We start from the raw sequence: 16,525 nt of genomic DNA on the forward strand, positions 1-16,525 counted from the left end.
CTCGGCCTTTGCGGACGGCGCCAACAGAGGGGACAGACCTCAGATTTGCCCGTCTTCCAGCATTTCGGTCACAAGTGCGGCGATCTGGGATCTCTCGGAACGGGTCAGGGTGACATGCGCGAAAAGCGGATGTCCCTTCAGTTTCTCCACGACCGCGACCACACCGTCGTAGCGCCCGACGCGCAGATTGTCCCGCTGTGCCACGTCATGGGTGAGAACCACCCGGGAGTTGGCACCGATCCGGGACAGCACGGTCAGCAGGACGTTCTTCTCCAGCGACTGCGCCTCGTCCACGATCACGAACGCGTCGTGCAGCGAACGGCCCCGGATGTGGGTGAGCGGCAGGACCTCCAGCATCCCGCGCGCGGTGACCTCCTCGATGACCTCGCGGCTGGTGACCGCCGACAGCGTGTCGAAGACGGCCTGCGCCCACGGGCTCATCTTCTCGGCCTCGGTGCCCGGCAGATAGCCGAGCTCCTGTCCGCCGACCGCGTACAGCGGGCGGAAGACCATCACCTTCTGGTGCTGCCGCCGCTCCAGCACGGCCTCCAGCCCCGCGCAGAGCGCGAGCGCCGACTTGCCGGTGCCGGCCCGGCCGCCCATGGAGACGATGCCGATGTCGGGGTCGAGCAGCAGATCGAGGGCGATCCGCTGTTCGGCGCTGCGGCCGTGGATGCCGAACGCCTCCCGGTCGCCGCGCACCAGGCGGACGTTGCCGTCCGGCGTGACCCGGCCGAGCGCCTTGCCGCGCTCGGAGTGGAGGGTGAGGCCGGTGTGCACGGGCAGGTCCGCGGCCTCGGGGACGTACACCCGTCCTTCCTCGAAGAGGATGTCCACCTGTTCGGCGGGCAGGGTCAGTTCGGACATCCCGGTCCAGCCCGAGTTGTCCGTGATGGCCAGTTCGGCCCGGTACTCCTCGGCCTGGAGTCCCACGGAGGACGCCTTGATCCGAAGCGGCAGGTCCTTCGACACGACGGTGACGTCGAACCCCTCGGCCTGCAGGTTGCGGGCGACCGCGAGGATGCGGGAGTCGTTGTCCCCCAGGCGGTAGCCGCTGGGCAGCACGCTGGGGTCCGAGTGGTTGAGCTCGACACGGAGCGTCCCGCCCAGGTCCCCGGTCGGGATCGGGGAGTCGAGACGGCCGTACCGCACGCGGTAGTCGTCCAGCAGGCGCAGGGCCTGGCGGGCGAAGTAGCCGAGTTCGGGATGGTGCCGCTTGGCCTCCAGCTCCGTGACCACCACGACGGGGAGCACGACCTCGTGCTCGTCGAAGCGGTTCATGGCTTTGGGGTCGGCCAGCAGGACGCTGGTGTCGAGAACATAGGTGCGCCGGTCTGGCTTGTGGCGCTTTGTGCTGGTCACCACGGAAGGACGTACCCCCTCGGATGAGGTCGGGGAGCGACGAAGGTGGAGCTGGACCGGTTGACGACCCTGTCGCGCGCCGCGGGCCGAGAACCGGCCCTCCGCGGCTGCTTCCGCGCGGTGGCCGCACGGTGGGGCTGGTGCAAAGGGCCTCCCGGGCGGACGGCCCCGTGCCGCCCGCTGAGATCCGACACCCGTGGTTCGGGTGTCGACCTGCTTGGCTTATGCCCTCGAACACGCGCCGCCATGCCACGGCATATGACGGCAGACCGGTGAACTCCTCGTTACGCCGGGTACGTCCGCACGCGCGGGGTCCCGCCCGCGCGTGCCGGGCGTGCCGGTGCGTCAGCCGCCGTAACGGCGGTGGCGAGCGGCGTAGTCACGCAGGGCCCGGAGGAAGTCGACCTTGCGGAAGGCCGGCCAGAAGACCTCGCAGAAGTAGTACTCCGAGTGGGCCGTCTGCCACAGCATGAAACCCGACAGCCGCTGTTCGCCGCTGGTACGGATGACGAGGTCGGGGTCGGGCTGGTCGCCGGTGTAGAGGTGGCGGCCGATCATGTCGATGTCAACGGACTCGGCGAGCTCCTCCAGGGAGGTGCCCTTCTCGCTCGCGTCCAGGAGCATCGAGCGCACCGCGTCGGCGATCTCCTGGCGGCCGCCGTAGCCGATGGCGACGTTGACCAGTATCCCGTCGACGTGGGCGGTGGCCTCCTCGGCCTCCTTGAGGGTGCGCTGCATGCCGGCGGGCAGCAGATCGAGCGTGCCGACGTGGTGCACCCGCCAGCGGCCGTCGGCGACGAGCGTGCGGACGACGTCCTCGATGATGCCGAGGAGCGGGACGAGCTCCTCCTCGGGCCGGGTGAAGTTGTCCGTGGACAGCATCCAGAAGGTGACGACCTCGACGTCCGCCTCGGTGCACCAGCCGAGGAATTCCTCGATCTTCTCGGCACCGGCGCGGTGACCGTGCACGGTGGTGGAGCCGGAGGCCTTCGCCCAGCGGCGGTTACCGTCCATGATCACGCCGATGTGCTTGGGCACCTGAGCGTGGTCCAGGTGGCCCTCCACCCGGCGCGTGTACAGCCTGACGAGCAGGCCGCGCAGCTTGTCGCGCAGGTTCACGTGATTGTCAGCCCCTCCTGTGCGGATACGGTCCCCGCGGGGCCGACAGCCTACCCCCGCTGTTGATTTGGCCGCGCGGCCGGGGGTTGAGGGCCGCTGGAGGACCCGGAGCGCCCCCGCGGGGACGGGAAAACGCGGGACATGAAAAACGGGCCGGTCCGTGGGGGGGAGACGGACCGGCCCGAGGGGGGGTTTCCACCATAACCCTTCGTAAGTGATGCTGTGTGCATCGGCGTGCCGCAATTACTCTCCGAATTCGGGCGGCGACGCCACGATGACCCCGGAATACCCCGTTCACCTGCTGTTCATGGCCGGAACGCGGCGACGGGCCGGCAGCGTGCGGGGTCCCTCCGACGGAGTAACCGGGCGGCGAACCCGCACTTGACGGCCGTGCAGGCGAAGGGTGAGAAGGCAGGGCACCGCGCAGCCCCCTCCACTGCGCGGTACCGCCCGCGCAGCTTTGCTCACGCGAATTACCTTTGGTCTGAACTTACGTGACACGGGCGGTCCAAAGCGAGCCGTTCGGGGTAACGATGTGGAAAAGCTGTGAATGCTGAGGCAGGAGGGGGGTGAAGGTCCTCACCCGCGCCGATGGAAAGCCCACGGAAAGGGCTATGCCGACTTCAGCACGGAGTCCAGCTGCAAAGCGGAACGCCGAGTGTGGCCGAACGGCAGTTCCCGGCCACCGCCCCGCCTAGGCCGGACGGCTCAGGACTACGGCTTGCGTACGTCGAACAGATGACGGCTGCTGTACGCGACGAACGGCCCCTCCCGCAGGATCCGCCCGTGCAGCGCGCGCAGCCGGGGCTCGTGGGCCTCGACGGTGAAGCCCGGCACCATCCAGACGACCTTGCGCAGGAAGTGCACGACCGCGCCGATGTCGTGGAACTCCACCCGCAGCCGCTCGGCCCGCAGATCGACGACCTCCAGCCCGGCGGCCTCCGCGTCGGCGCGCTCCCGCTCGGGAGCCCGGGCGGTGCGCACCTCGTCCGGCTGCGGTCCCAGGAAGAACTCGACGAGCTCGAAGACGCTGCTCGGCCCGACGTGCTGGGCGAAGTAGGTGCCTCCCGCCTTCAGTACCCGGGCGATCTCGTCCCAGTGCGGGCGCACCGGGTGGCGGCTGGAGACCAGGTCGAACGCGCCGTCCGCGAAGGGCAGCGGCGCGTCCTCGTCCGAGGCCACCACCTGCACGCCCCGCAGGCCGAGCAGCGCGGCGGCCTTCTCGACGTTCGGCGGCCAGCCCTCGGTCGCCGCGGTGTACGCGGGCGTCCGGGAGGCGCGGGCGAGGGCGAAGTCCAGTACCTCCCCGCCCCCCGTCTGGACGTCCAGCGCGGCCCGCGCCCCGCCCAGCCGTCCGGCCAGCGAGGCGGCATAGCCCCAGGAGGGCCGCTCCTCGGTGGCCCGTCCCTCGAACCAGGAGAAGTCCCAGCCCTCGGTGGGCGCGGCGACGGCTTCGGCGACGAGGGCTTCGAAGGTGCGGGTTCCCATGGGGCGATGGTGACAGGGGCGGGGGTGTGGCGGCTGCCCGTTTTCCGCGAGCCGGCCGCCCCTGGCCGGTCGTCAGGACACCAGCGGGCGCACCTGCTGCGCGGCGAACCGTACGAAGCCCTCGGGGTCCGGCTCGTCGGCGGTCGGCTGCAGGACGACGGTGTCGGCACCGGCGTCGACGAGCCGCCGTACGGCCTCGGCTACCTCGCCCGCGTCCCCGGCGGCTCCGAGCCCGGGCACACCGGCCAGCTTCTCGGCCTCCAGTTCGGCCCGCAGCCGGCCGGCGGCATCGGCGCCGGTGGCCGCGAGCAGATAGACGACGACACGGTGCGCGTCGCTCCGCCCGCCGGCCGCCCGCCCCTCCTCGATGAGCGTCCGAGCCCGTCGTACGCCGTCCGGGGGCGTGGCCGCGGTGAGGATGGTGCCGTCGGCCGCCTCCCCCGACAGCCGCAGCGAGCGCGGCCCGGTGACGCCCGCGAACACCTCGACCGGGCCGGACGGGGGCCAGTCGAGGGCGACGTCGTCGAGCTTCACATACCGGCCCTCGGTGCTGACGCGCTCGCCCCGCAGCAGGGCGCGCAGGGCGAGCAGGTACTCCCGCAGCAGCGTGGTGGGCGACTCCGCCCGCGCGCCGACCTGCCCCATCCAGTCCTGCACGCCGTGCCCCACACCGAGCACGGCCCGCCCGGGGAACATCCTGTGCAGCGAGGCGGCCTCCATCGCGGTGACCGCCACGTTCCGCAACGGCACCGGCAGCAGTCCCACCCCGACCCTCACCCGCTCGCTCCACGCCAGCGCGGCCGCGGCGGTGGAGATGCCGCCCTCCAGGAAGCAGTCCTCCCACAGCCAGAGCTGCTCCAGCCCGCTGTCCTCCGCGACGCCGACGACGTCCCTGAGCCGCTCGGGCGGAAGCTGCGGACGGAAGACGACACCCAGTTCAGTCATGGGGCTTTCCTATCCGGGAGCCGGTGCGGGGACAACTCCTTTACGTTGAGGGGGAACCGGAGACGAAGGGGGGCGGACATGGCACGCGGAGGGCGACCCCGCCGGCAGGACGGCCATGCCCGGCTGACGATCGGGGCCGGCACCGGCCCGGACGGCCCGGTGCGGGTGCCGCTGGAGATCGCGAGGTCGTACCGGGCCCGCCGCAAGGGCCTGCTGGGGCGGACCTCGGTCAGCGGCGCGCTCCTCCTCACGCCCGCCAACAGCATCCACACCTTCGGCATGCGCATCCCGATCGACGTGGCCTACCTCGACCGCCGGCTCAGGGTCCTGTCCGTCCGCACCATGCCCCCCGGCCGGCTGGGCCTCCCCCGCCTGCGCGCACGGCACGTGCTGGAGGCGGAGGCGGGGGCGATGGACGGCTGGGGGCTGCGGGCGGGGGTGGAGGTGGAGGTGGAGGAGGAGGAGGCGACGGTCAGCCCTCTCCCCTCGGGAAGGAGATCTCCACCCGGCGGTTCTTCTTGCGGCTGGCTTCCGTGGCGTTGGAGGCGATGGGGTACTGCTCGCCGTAGCCGCGGACCTCGAAGGTGATGTCGGGGTCGTTGAGGGTGTCGCCGAGGACGGCGTGGACGGCGTTGGCGCGTTGCTTGGACAGGACGTCGCCGTGGGCGGCGGAGCCGAGGTCGTCGGTGAAGCCGAAGACCCTGACCTTGGTGGCGTTCTGGGCCCTGATCTCCTCCGCGATCGCAGCGATCCGCGCCCTCGCCTCCGGGCCGAGCCGGGCGCTGTCCTTGCCGAACAGCACCTCCGCCTGGAGGGCGAACTTCACGTCCGCGTTGGTGTCCTCGCGGCGTTCGTCTCCGCTCTCGTCCTCGACGACCTGCTTGATGTCCAGCACCTTGGGCTCCGCCAGGGTCGCCCCTTCCGGCAGCTTCAGGTCCGGGTCGTTGCCGTCGACCTCCACCGGGGCGACCGCGGTCGGTTCCGTACCCGGCGGCACACTCGGATCGTCATCCGCCTGCGCGGAACCGGCCGCCAGGACCAGCAGCGCGGCCGCGGCGAGGGTCATGGTGAGACGGGTCGGGGTCATCGTGGGGCTCATCCTGCGATCTGGATGGGGGCCGAGGCGAAGGTGGGGAGCTGGAAGGTGACTTCTGTGGTGTTGGTGGGGGGGGCGGGGAATTGCATGAAGACGGGGACGGACTCTCCCGACTTGAGCGTGCCAAGGTCCGTGGTGGTCAAGGGCCGCCCATCCGTGTCACGCAGAACGTAGTAGCGCTTCTTCCCTCTGGAATCGACCAGAGTGGCCCCACCCAGTGACCGGCCGTGCCGAATGATCTCCGTCTCGTCACCTCGGAGGACGCCAGGCACCATGACGGTTTCGCCACCGTCGTTCTTCAGGTTTCCGTTCACCGTGACGAAACCGCCGGCATCGCGCATGGCTGAGGTGATTTGAAGGAGGAGGCCGTTAGGGCCCTTCAACTCCGCCAACGGTTCTTCGGACTGTCCTTCCTGAGTGCTCGGGTCGGACTGCCGGTCCCGGGGGTTGGGAGCGGACGTGGAGCGCTCCGCCTGCTTGTCGTCGTCTCCTCCGCCCCCGCAGCCGGCCACACCGAGGGCCAAAGTGGCCGCAACGGTCATCGCGGCCATCCCCCTGAGGGCCATCGTCGTGAACCGCATGCTCATGGCTTGGCTTCCTTCTCCCTCGTTCGCCGTTCGCTTCTCATCAGTCAGCCAAATGGACATCGAAAAGGTCCTCGGGTTTCGGAAGCTCATCGAGATCCTCAGGGTCCAGGTCCCAGAACCGGTCCTCACACATCAGTCTCGGCAGCTCATCGTCAGCGGCGTCCGCACCAAGCGGGTCGAACTGGCAAAGAGGCTCGACCACGGCGGTTGCGGACGCCTTTGAGTACTGATTTTCCGTGTTGGGGACTATGGAGTCACCGACCGGCTCGTTGCTCTCGACGAGCACGAGGTAGCGCAAGGGGCCTTCCGTACCGCAGTCCTCCACCTCGGCATTGTTCAGTGCGGCGAGGTCATAGGCGCGCCAGCACGCATCGTCGAGGGGCGCTTTGCCATCGAAGATGATCTGCCACTTGGTCGGATCGAGTACGTTCTCGGCCCACGCTCGGGCCAGCTGGTCCCTTGCATCCTGCGCTGCAGCGAGCGCTGCGGCGTCTGCCGCCGTCTGTGCGCCATTGCGATTCGCAGCTGCTTGGCCGACCGCAAGGTAGGCGAACGCAAGAAAGAGCAGGCCCGCCACCACAGTGATGTAGATGGGGAAGGCCTGCCCTGCGTCGCTGCGACTGCGGAGCCGAGTCAGCCGCCCGTGACCTCGGTGATCTTGTTGCTGATCGCATCGAAGATGGCTGTCCCGATGTCCGTCCCCGTAATAGCCAGCACAATCGCCACCACCACCGCGATGATCCCCAGGTACTCCACCGCGGTCTGACCCTTGTCGTTGCGCATGGCGATTGCCTCCCGCTGCACCGGAAACTGTGTCTCCGTCAGCAGTACCGGGGGCCGGGGAGCAGGGGGAGGGTCCGTGGGCCCAATCGGGGGCCCAAGGGCGGGTCATCGGGGGCCCCCTCGGGGGTTCGGGGTCGTGCCGAGCCACTTGGCGGCGGCTTCGCCGCGGGTGGTGCTGTGGAGTTTGGCGAAGATGCGGTTGATGTGGTTCTTGACGGTCTTCTCGCTGATGAAGCAGGCCGCGGCGATCTGGGAGTTGGTCATGCCGGAGGCGATGAGGTCCATGATCTCGGCCTCCCTGGGGCTCAGGCGGTAGACGGTCCGGTTCGACGGTGTCGACTGTCTCATATCTCGTTGCAGTTGCGAAATGTTTTCTGAACCTAAATCCCTGTTTTCCGCGCGTACTTCCTCTACGTCCATTGCAGTCGCACCTCCCACACCTCCCCGCAGTGACGCCAGGACCACCGCCCCCGCGCTGGCGGTGAAGTGCGGCCGGCCCCGGGTCGCGTCGCGTACGGCCGTCAGCAGTTCCTCCGGGGTGAACTCGCCGTGGACGAGGTAGCCCACCGCGCCGAGGCGGAGGGCCTGTTGGACGGTCTGCGACTCACGGCTGTAGGTGAGCATGAGGACGGGGGCGTGCCGGGCCAGGTCCGGCAGGGCGGCGAGGCCGTCGAGGCCGGGCATGCGGACGTCGAGGAGGACGACGTCCGGCCGGTGGCGGGCGGCTGCCTCGCGGGCCTCGTTCCCGTCGGCGGCCTGGGCGACGACCGTGATGTCGTCGCGGCCGGAGAGCAGGGCCGTCAGGCCCGCGCGGACGACCGGGTTGTCGTCCGCCACGATCACCCTCAGCATCGGCGCCTCCCCTCCCCGTCCAGCGGCACCTCCAGGGTCACCTGCGTGCCCCGGCCGTCCTCGCCCGGCCCGACGGCGAGGGTGCCGCCGAGGAACGCCGCGCGTTCCGTCATGCCCAGCAGGCCGAAGTGGCCCGAGTGGCGCAGCTCGTCCACCGTGGTGCCGCGCCGCAGGCCCCGGCCGTCGTCCTGGACCGTGATCCGCAGAGCGCCGCCCGACACCTCCGACCGCACTCTCGCGTGACTGGCCTCCGCGTGGCGTGCCGCGTTGTCCAGGGCCTCCGCGACGACGGTCAGGACGTGACGGCACCGGGGGCGGCTCATCGGCACCGGCGTGCCGGGCGGCCGGCCCTCGTACGTCGCCTTCAGCGGTGCCCTCCGCGCGAACTCCGCCACTCTCGCCGCCAGCTCCCCCGCGACGTCCACCTCGGCCGTGTCGTCCTGCTCGCCGGACACCCGCCGCAGGTCGGTGAGCAGTTCGCGGGACTCCGCCGCCGCTCTGCGGGCCGAGCGGGCGACCAGGCCGGCCTGGGCACGCAGGGCCGCGGAGTCGGGGGCCGCCGCCGAGGCCGTGTCCACCAGGGCCTCCGCCGCCAGGGCCACGCCGTGCAGGGTCTTGGCCAGGGTGTCGTGCAGCTCGCGGGCGAGCTCGGCGCGTTCGGCGCCCACCGCCTCGGTCACGGCCAGGCGGGCCCGGGTGGCGGACAGGGCCTCCGTCGCCTCGCCGAAGCCGAGCAGGAGGTTGCGCAGGGTGGAGCCGACGGCGCCCGTGATGACGCACAGTCCCGGGAGGAGCAGGGATTCCGCCACGGCCTCGCCCGGGCCCAGCGTGGCGTGGACCAGGAGCAGGATCAGGCCCTGGAGGGAGGCGAAGAAGGCGGCGCCGCGCCAGCCGTAGACGATGCCGGCCAGCAGGGGCGTACAGACGCTGACGTAGGCCAGGGTCGTGTCCGGGCCCGCCGAGACCAGCAGCAGCGCGCCGAAGAGCGTGTCCACCACCAGCAGGGACGGGTGGCGCAGGAGGAGGGGGCCGAAGCGTTCCCAGTCGCGGAAGAGGGCGTAGGAGCCCATGAAGGTGACCACCACCGCCGCCCCGACCAGGCGTACGCCGAGGCCGGGGCTCGCGTTCAGCAGCGCCGCCGGGGACGCCACGGCGATCATCGCCAGGCGGAAGCCGAAGACCTGGCGGCACATGGCCTGGACGGCGTTCACCTGGATGGGCAGCGGGGGGGCTCCCACGGCCGGCCTGCCTCGCCGGACGCGCCACCCCACGGACCGGCGGCCCGTCGTCGCGATCGTCGCCACACGTCCTCCTAGCGGCCCGTGATCGAGCCGAAGTCGGTGCCGGAGCCGAGGATCAGGCCGGCGCCGAGCAGCAGCATCGTGGCCGGGACCATGAAGGTGGTGATCATCATGGTGGCCTTGGGGACGGCCCGGGCGGCCTTGCGGCGGGCGTTCTGGGCGTCGGTACGGCGCATGTCCCTGGCCAGCGCCACCAGGGTGTCGACGATCGGCGCGCCCAGTTCCTCGCCCTGCTGGAGGGCGGTGACGAACATCGCCACCTGCTCGGAGTCGTTGCGCCGCCGCAGCTCCGCGAACGCCTGCCTGCGGCTCATGCCGAGATCCATCTGGCGCAGGGTGATGCGGATCTCGTCCGCCCAGGGGCCCTCGTAGCGGGAGGCCACCCGGTCCAGTGCCTGGCGGAAACCCAGGCCGGCGCCGACGACGACCGCGAGGACGTCGAGGAAGTCCGGCAGGGTGCGTTCGATGACGTCCTTGCGGACGCGGATCGCCGACCAGATGCCGACCTCCGTCCAGAACGCCCCGAAGGCCAGCAGCAGCAGCGCCACGAAGAAGTCGCCCCGCAGCAGGAACACCAGCGCGCCGACCGCCCCGAGGGCGCCGTAGACCGCCCGCCGTGCCGCGTACCGGTCCAAAGTCAGGCCGCCCGGGTTGCCCGCCAGGTCGATCTTGCGGCGGTATCTGGCGACCAGCGTGGGGCCCATCAGGCGCAGGACGGCGGGGGCGTAGCGCATGCCCATGCGGTCGACGAGGGAGTCGACGGCGCCGGTGCGGGTGGCGCCGACCTCCAGGGCGAGGGCCAGGTCGCCGGGGAGCCGGGCCTCGGCCCGGTACATGCGGATGCCGGCGACCATGCCCCCGACGCTCAGGGCCATCAGCAGGGCGAGCAGCACAGCCATGTGTGGGCCTCCTCAGACGTCGATGCGGGACAGGCGGCGGATGAGGACGAAGCCGACGGCGTACAGCGCGAACGCGATGATCACGCAGGCCTGGCCGACCGGGGAGCCGGTCATACGGTCCAGGGCGCCGTCCTTGACGCCGTTCATGAGGAACAGCGAGCCGATGCCCATGACGGGCACGGCGTACGAGGTCATGCTGACCTGGGAGAGCTGGGTGCGGATCTCGCGGCGGGTCTCCTTGCGCTCCTCCAGGGTCTCGGTGAGGTTGCGCAGGGCGCCCACCACCTGGCCGCCCGCCCGGTTGGAGAGCACCAGGGTCGTCACCAGGACGACCAGCTCGCGTGAGGGGAGCCGGTCGGCCAGCTCGCCGAGCGCGTCGTCCATCGAGGCGCCCATCGCCAGCTGGTCGGCCACCCGGGACAGTTCCTCGCCGGCGGGCGCCTCCAGCTCGTCGGCGGCCATGCCTATGGCGGTGCGCAGGGCGAGGCCGGCCTGGGTGGCGTTGGCCAGGATGCGGGCCAGTTCGGGGAGTTGGTTGATGAACCGCTCGATGCGTTTCTGGCGCTGCCAGTTGAGGTACTGCCAGGCCGCCCAGATGCCGAGGAGGCCGGCGATGGGCCCGAAGAACGGGGCGAGGGCGGCCTGCCCGGCCAGCCAGAGGGCGGCGACCGCGGTGAGCACGGCGGCGAAGAACTCGCCCGGGGTGATGTCGAGGCCGGTGGAGGCCAGACGCAGCTCCAGCAGCCGGCCGAGCCGGGTGCGGCGCAGCCGCCGGTCGAGGCCCTGGAAGTGGCGCCTGCGTCCGGGGGCCGAGCCGTGGCCCGCCTCCAGCGCCAGCCGGTCGACCAGGGCCTCGCGCTGGGCGCGGCCGGTGGCGTAGGAGTGCACGCCGATCACGGCGAGGAGGCAGGTGAGCAGGGTGAGGCCGAGGGTGAGCTGGATGAGCCTGACGGGTTCCATGGGTCTACCTGGCTTCTCGGGTGGCGAGCTGGTCGGCGTGCTGGGCCACGCCGAAGGCCTGCGGGAGGGGCTGGCTCGCCATGTAGAGGCGGTCGGCGGTGCGGCGCGGGAGCGGGAAGTGGCGGAAGGTGCCGTGCACGCGGCCGTCGGGGGTCATGGGCTGGGCGTCGAAGCGGGCCACGGTGGCCAGCCGGTAGGGCTCTCCGCCGTGGCTGTCGAGGATCGCGATCTCGGTGATGCGGCGGGCGCCGTCGGCGAACCGGGCGAGCTGGACGAGCACGTCGACGGCGCTGTTGATCTGGTCGTGCAGGGCGACGAAGGGGATCTCCACGTCGGACATGGAGGCGAGGGTCTGCAGCCGGGTCAGCGCGTCCTCGGCGCTGTTGGCGTGCACCGTCGCGAGCGATCCGTCGTGGCCGGTCGACATCGCCTGGAGCATGTCGAGGGACTCGCCGCCGCGGACCTCGCCGACGACGATCCGGTCGGGCCGCATGCGCAGCGAGTTGCGCACCAGGTCGCGGATCGTGACACGGCCCGTGCCCTCGACGTTGGGCGGGCGGGACTCCAGGCGGATGACATGGGCCTGCTGGAGCTGGAGTTCGGCGGAGTCCTCGATGGTGATGATGCGCTCGCCACCGGGGATCAGTCCGGACAGGGCGTTGAGCATGGTGGTCTTGCCGGTGCCGGTGGCGCCGGAGACGATGATGTTGAACTTCGCCTGCACCAGCCCCGCCAGCAGGAACAGCATGTGCTCGTCGAGCGAGCCGAAGCCGATCAGCTCCTGGAGGGTGAAGGAGCGCGGGAAGCGGCGGATGGTGAGGATCGGGCCGGTCAGGGACAGCGGCGGGATGATCACGTTGACGCGCTCACCCGACGGCAGCCGGGCGTCGACCATCGGGTTGGACTCGTCCACGCGGCGGTTGACCGTCGACACGATCCGCTCGATGGTCTGCATCAGCTGGTCCACGGACGCGAACCGCAGCGGCAGTTGCTCCACCCGGCCGCCGCGCTCCACGAAGATCGCGTCGGGGCCGTTCACCATGATCTCCGTGATGGAAGCGTCCTCCAGCAGCGGCTCCAGGATGCCGAGCCCCAGGGCCTCGTCGACGACCCGGCGGATCAGCTGCGAGCGCTCGACCGTCGACAGGACCGGGCCCTCGCGGCTGATGATGTGCCCGAGGACCCGCTCCAGGCGCGCCCGGCGCTCGGCGGCCGCCAGCGAGCCCATCTCGGCGAGGTCGATCTCCTCCAGCAGCTTCGCCCGGTACGAGGCGACCAGATGGCCGTCCTCGCCCCTGCTGCCGTGCTCCTCGGGGGAGTTGATGCGTGCCCGCAGACTCATGGCAGTACCGGCTCCTCGTCGGTGTGGTCGAGCGGCATGGTGGCGGTCTTGGTGGCGTCGCCGAAGTCCCAGCCGGGGACGAGACTCGGGATCTTCACTCTCGCCGTGACCTCCACCTCGTCGCCGCCGAAGGACTCGCCGCAGCTGACGGACAGCCAGTCGCTGACCGCCCGCTCGCACGCGTCCTGCGCGCTCTCCTGGAGGGACGCGTTGCGCGCGCCCGCCCGCGCCGCCGTACCCGCCTGCTGACCGGCGTACGCGATGAACCCGATCTGCACCCCGGCGAGGGCGACGAGGACCAGGATCGGGATGAAGCCCAGGTACTCGATGGCGACCTGCCCGCGGTCACGGCCCCGCATCCCGGCCCTCCTCCTGTACGGCGCCGGCGTGTCCCTCCACCGGGAGCGGGAAGCCGATCACGCCCGGGAAGAGGATGGGCACCTGCAGCCTGACGTCGGCGGTGACGTAGTCGCCGTCCCCGCCGCAGTTCACGCTCGCGCCGCCCTCCCAGGCACTCGGCAGATCGGCGAGGCCCGCCTCGCTGCAGGCCGACTGGCCCTCCGACGCCGTACCCGCCCGTACGGCCTCGTCCGCCGCGTGGCCCGCCAGCGTGTACGTGTAACCCACCAGCACGCACTGCCACAGCACCACCAGCGTGACCAGGATGGTCGGGGTCATCCCGAGGAACTCGATCGTGACCTGCCCCCGGTCCCCGAGGCGCCGGGCCCTCATCCGCCACCGTCCTTGCGCCGCCGGTCCCCGCGCAGCCGGCCGTGCTTCTGGCCGCCTGGCTGCGCCTTGACCAGGCCGAGCTCGCCGGCGAGGGCGAACAGGGCCTGGCGGATCTGGCCCTTGGCGTCGAGTTCGTGGACGCGGCCGGCGTCGACGGCGGACTGGAGTTCCTTGAAGTGAGCGGGCACGGCGGTGCCGGCCAGCGCGGTGCCGGTGATCTTCTGGATCAGGGGCGGCTGGATCTCGGCGCTGCGGCTGTGCCGGTTGACGACGACGGTGGTCTCCTCGGCCTTGCGGATCTGCAGCCGGTCCCACATGCGCACGACCCGTTTGGCGCCGCGTACGGCGATGACGTCGGGGGTGGTGACGAGGAGAGCCGTGTCGGCCATCTCGACGGCGGCGGCGGAGGCGCCGGTGGTCTGGGCGCCGCAGTCGATGACGACGGTGTCGTAGCGGGAGCGCAGGGCGCTGACGATCTGCCGGGCGGCGCGGTCGGTGACCTCCTCGCCGCGCTCGCCCTCGGCGGGGGCGAGGAGCAGGGCGAGTCCGGTGTCGTGGCGGAAGACGGCGTCGGCGAGGACGCGCGGGGAGATGTCGGTAATGGCGGCTAGGTCGACGACCGAGCGGCGGAACTGGACGTCGACGAAGGAGGCGACGTCGCCGGCCTGGAGGTCCATGTCGACGAGGGCCGTGGCGCGGCCGGAGGTCTGGGAGGCGAGGGCGAGCTGGATCGCCACCAGGGTGGTGCCGACGCCGCCCTTGGCGCCGCTGACGGTGACGACGGTGCCGCCGACGCCGGAGAACACGTCGGCGCCGCCGTGCCCGAGGTGGCGGCGCACACCGGTGGACCAGCCGGCGACGGCCTGGACGCGGCTGGCGAGTTCGTCGTACGACAGCGGCAGCGCGACCAGGCCGCGGGCGCCGGCGTCCATGGCGGCGGCGAACAGGCCGGGGCCGGCGTCGGTGGTGACGAGGATGACGCCGACGGCGGGGAAGCGCAGGGCGACCTCGCGGATCAGCTCCAGGGCGGGGACGGGGCCGATGCGTTCGTGGACGACGACGACCTCGGGGAGTTCGTCGACGGAGTCGGCGGCGAGGCGGGCGAGGGTGTCGACGAGCTGGGTGGAGTCGACGACGGGGGTGAGGGGTTCGGCGTCGGGGAGCTGGCTGAGCAGGGTCGTGAGGGACCGGACCGCGTCCGCGTCGCCGACGGCCGGGAGGATCCTCGTGGGCATGCGCGGCCGCCTCTCACTTGTCCTGGGCGAGTTCGTAGGTGCGGTCCTTGTCGGGGACGGCGGTGTCGGTGCCGGGCGCGACCAGGGCGAGGCGGACGCGCTGGGCGAAGGACTCGGCGTAGGTGAGGCGCTGGGCGTCGAGGGTGGACAGCGCGAAGGTGATGGGGACGGCCTCGGTGGCGCGCCGGGTGCGGTCGCTCGCGCCGGGTTCGAGGGGGGTCAGTTCGCCGACGTCGAGGACGCGGGCGTTGGTGACGACGATCCGGGACTGGTCGGGCGCGCCCTCGCGTTCGCCCTCGAAGGTGGCGTAGACGTTGACGGTGGAGCCGGGGGTGATCTTGCCGGCCACGCCGGTCGCCGCGTCGATCATGATGGCGACCTCCTGCTGGCCGGGCCGCAGTTCCGGCTGGTCGACGATCATGTCGCTCTGGAGCAGGGAGCCCTTCTTCAGGGTGGTGACGGCGATCTTGCCGCGGATGTCGTCGAGGTCGGTGACCGCGTTGGCGGAGAGCCAGCGCTCCGGCATGCTGATCCGTTTGAACTGGCCCGGGTTCAGGACGTCGTACGGCTGTACCTCCGACCGCACCTCGTACGCGGTGACCTCGGGGCCGACCTTGGACTTCACGTCGTTGACGACGGAGAGCACGCCGGCGAAGGCGCCGAGGGCGCCCAGGACCGACAGGAGCAGGAGTATCACGCCGCGGCGCTGACGGGAGTTCATGGACCGAGCAACCTCTGGGGGGGTGGGGTCGGGGGACTGCGGTGCGAGGGGTCAGCCGGTGAGCATGCGGCTCTCCGATGCGGGCGGGACGGCGGAGCAGAACACACAGCGGTCGCCGATGACGTCGAGCCCGCACCAGTGGCACACGCTCTGCCGCACCGAGGCGACCAGCTGGTAGAGCACGGACAGGTCGGGCAGGAAGCTGCAGAACTCGGTGAGCCGGCCGGTGCCCCACCAGGCGGGTGACTCGGCGGGCAGCGGTGTCTCGCGCAGGCCCTGGGTGTTCCAGGCGGGGGCGAGGGTGGCGGCGACCCAGTCGGTCTGGAGCTGGCCCTTGGCGAGGAGCATCGAGGTGGCGAACTCCGGCCCGGTGAGGACCGCTTCGTGGCCGACGCGCACGAGCTGGGGCGCGGGGTGGGCGACGACGGCGAACTGGCTGCCGGGCATCCAGGACTTGGCGTGCGCCTTGAGCGTGACGGGGACGCGGTCGAGCCTGGCGACGGAGCCGAGGACGGCGCCGGCGTGCAGGTAGTGCGTGAGCAGCCGGCCCGCGCAGGCGAGCACGCCGGGACCGAGGTCGCAGGAGGCGAGCTGGCGCAGCTGCCGGGCGAGGACGGCGAGGGCGAGCGGCGGCAGGTCGGGGGCGAAGAGGGCGATGCGGTCGCTCTCCAGCAGGGAGCGGACGGTGTGCAGGCGCCGCTCGACGGCCGGGGAGACGCCGGACGCGTACACGACGACGACATGGCCGTGCTGTTCGACGAGGGCGTGCAGGCGGGCGACGGACCGGTCGAGCGGCTCGCGGTCGAGGCCGTCGAGGACGGCGGCGGGCAGGGTGCGCTCGTCCAGCGGCGGCAGTGCCAGATCGGCTCCGGTCACGGCAACGGCAGTTGGCACACGCAGCTCCCCGAATCCCCGCCGGTCGGCCCGCCGGGTGTTACTCCGCGGCGCCGAGATGACTTCATTGCGTGACTTCCTCGGCACTGTACCCACGGCTCTGTGACCGGAGAACAGCGTTTGGTGAGCTCCGGTGGAACTCCCGCGCACAAGTCGCGTCAAAACGGGTCAGGTTGCGCACCGGCGCCCTCATGTTCCACTCCTGCGGG

Annotated in this window: 18 protein-coding genes and 1 pseudogene; 1 reads left to right on the forward strand and 18 read right to left on the reverse strand. The window is 71.4% G+C overall.

Annotated features, from left to right (window positions below):
* Positions 1-39: 39 nt before the first annotated feature.
* The 4 genes from ACIGXJ_RS17255 to ACIGXJ_RS17270 form a co-directional block, all read right to left on the reverse strand.
* Complete coding sequence (locus tag ACIGXJ_RS17255; RefSeq protein WP_399645642.1) at positions 40-1,365, reverse strand: PhoH family protein; 1,326 nt, start codon at positions 1,363-1,365, stop codon at positions 40-42.
* A gap of 342 nt (positions 1,366-1,707) precedes the next feature.
* Positions 1,708-2,481: an isoprenyl transferase gene (locus ACIGXJ_RS17260; RefSeq protein WP_399645645.1), complete on the reverse strand. Its 774-nt coding sequence runs from the start codon at positions 2,479-2,481 to the stop codon at positions 1,708-1,710.
* A gap of 714 nt (positions 2,482-3,195) precedes the next feature.
* Complete coding sequence (locus ACIGXJ_RS17265) at positions 3,196-3,969, reverse strand: methyltransferase domain-containing protein (protein WP_399645648.1); 774 nt, start codon at positions 3,967-3,969, stop codon at positions 3,196-3,198.
* Positions 3,970-4,041: 72 nt separating this feature from the next.
* Positions 4,042-4,914 (reverse strand): LLM class flavin-dependent oxidoreductase, encoded by an 873-nt coding sequence (locus ACIGXJ_RS17270; protein WP_399645650.1) that lies wholly within the window; start codon positions 4,912-4,914, stop codon positions 4,042-4,044.
* Between the two features lie 78 nt (positions 4,915-4,992).
* Here ACIGXJ_RS17270 and ACIGXJ_RS17275 point away from each other — a divergent pair.
* Positions 4,993-5,376 (forward strand): annotated as a pseudogene (locus tag ACIGXJ_RS17275) (DUF192 domain-containing protein); the annotation flags it as partial.
* Positions 5,377-5,386: 10 nt separating this feature from the next.
* On the opposite strand, the gene ACIGXJ_RS17280 reads toward ACIGXJ_RS17275, so the two are convergent.
* The 14 genes from ACIGXJ_RS17280 to ACIGXJ_RS17345 all read right to left on the reverse strand — a co-directional run bounded on the left by ACIGXJ_RS17280 (position 5,387) and on the right by ACIGXJ_RS17345 (position 16,316).
* Positions 5,387-6,001 carry an OmpA family protein gene (locus ACIGXJ_RS17280; protein ID WP_399645653.1) on the reverse strand — a complete coding sequence of 205 codons (615 nt, stop codon included), beginning with the start codon at positions 5,999-6,001 and terminating at the stop codon, positions 5,387-5,389.
* A gap of 8 nt (positions 6,002-6,009) precedes the next feature.
* Positions 6,010-6,597, reverse strand: coding sequence for a hypothetical protein (locus tag ACIGXJ_RS17285; RefSeq protein WP_399645656.1), 588 nt, complete (start codon positions 6,595-6,597; stop codon positions 6,010-6,012).
* Between the two features lie 40 nt (positions 6,598-6,637).
* Positions 6,638-7,234: a pilus assembly protein TadG-related protein gene (locus ACIGXJ_RS17290; protein WP_399645991.1), complete on the reverse strand. Its 597-nt coding sequence runs from the start codon at positions 7,232-7,234 to the stop codon at positions 6,638-6,640.
* Complete coding sequence (locus ACIGXJ_RS17295) at positions 7,231-7,380, reverse strand: Flp family type IVb pilin (protein ID WP_399645658.1); 150 nt, start codon at positions 7,378-7,380, stop codon at positions 7,231-7,233. The genes ACIGXJ_RS17290 and ACIGXJ_RS17295 overlap by 4 nt, the downstream gene beginning before the upstream one ends.
* A 105-nt stretch (positions 7,381-7,485) precedes the next feature.
* Positions 7,486-8,232: a response regulator gene (locus tag ACIGXJ_RS17300; protein ID WP_399645659.1), complete on the reverse strand. Its 747-nt coding sequence runs from the start codon at positions 8,230-8,232 to the stop codon at positions 7,486-7,488.
* Positions 8,226-9,425: a sensor histidine kinase gene (locus tag ACIGXJ_RS17305; RefSeq protein ID WP_399645994.1), complete on the reverse strand. Its 1,200-nt coding sequence runs from the start codon at positions 9,423-9,425 to the stop codon at positions 8,226-8,228. Before ACIGXJ_RS17305 ends, ACIGXJ_RS17300 begins: the two co-directional genes overlap by 7 nt.
* A 119-nt stretch (positions 9,426-9,544) precedes the next feature.
* Entirely contained in the window at positions 9,545-10,432 is an 888-nt protein-coding gene (locus ACIGXJ_RS17310) for a DUF5936 domain-containing protein (RefSeq protein ID WP_399645662.1), read from the reverse strand.
* Between the two features lie 12 nt (positions 10,433-10,444).
* The gene (locus tag ACIGXJ_RS17315) at positions 10,445-11,392 is read right to left on the reverse strand and encodes a type II secretion system F family protein (protein ID WP_399645665.1); all 948 of its coding nucleotides are present in this window, start codon (positions 11,390-11,392) and stop codon (positions 10,445-10,447) included.
* A 4-nt stretch (positions 11,393-11,396) separates the two neighbouring features.
* Positions 11,397-12,734 carry a CpaF family protein gene (locus tag ACIGXJ_RS17320; RefSeq protein ID WP_399645668.1) on the reverse strand — a complete coding sequence of 446 codons (1,338 nt, stop codon included), beginning with the start codon at positions 12,732-12,734 and terminating at the stop codon, positions 11,397-11,399.
* A complete protein-coding gene (locus tag ACIGXJ_RS17325) occupies positions 12,731-13,093 on the reverse strand; it encodes a TadE/TadG family type IV pilus assembly protein (RefSeq protein ID WP_399645670.1) in 363 nt (120 codons plus the stop codon). Before ACIGXJ_RS17325 ends, ACIGXJ_RS17320 begins: the two co-directional genes overlap by 4 nt.
* Complete coding sequence (locus ACIGXJ_RS17330; protein ID WP_399645672.1) at positions 13,080-13,466, reverse strand: TadE/TadG family type IV pilus assembly protein; 387 nt, start codon at positions 13,464-13,466, stop codon at positions 13,080-13,082. The genes ACIGXJ_RS17325 and ACIGXJ_RS17330 overlap by 14 nt, the downstream gene beginning before the upstream one ends.
* Positions 13,463-14,701: a CpaE family protein gene (locus ACIGXJ_RS17335; protein ID WP_399645674.1), complete on the reverse strand. Its 1,239-nt coding sequence runs from the start codon at positions 14,699-14,701 to the stop codon at positions 13,463-13,465. Before ACIGXJ_RS17335 ends, ACIGXJ_RS17330 begins: the two co-directional genes overlap by 4 nt.
* Positions 14,702-14,714: 13 nt before the next feature.
* Positions 14,715-15,422 carry a Flp pilus assembly protein CpaB gene (gene cpaB / locus ACIGXJ_RS17340; protein WP_399645677.1) on the reverse strand — a complete coding sequence of 236 codons (708 nt, stop codon included), beginning with the start codon at positions 15,420-15,422 and terminating at the stop codon, positions 14,715-14,717.
* Positions 15,423-15,473: 51 nt separating this feature from the next.
* Positions 15,474-16,316 carry a hypothetical protein gene (locus tag ACIGXJ_RS17345; protein WP_399645680.1) on the reverse strand — a complete coding sequence of 281 codons (843 nt, stop codon included), beginning with the start codon at positions 16,314-16,316 and terminating at the stop codon, positions 15,474-15,476.
* Positions 16,317-16,525 lie beyond the last annotated feature (209 nt).

The sequence above is a fragment of the Streptomyces sp. NPDC053367 genome, from assembly GCF_044545925.1.
GTDB lineage: Bacteria > Actinomycetota > Actinomycetes > Streptomycetales > Streptomycetaceae > Streptomyces.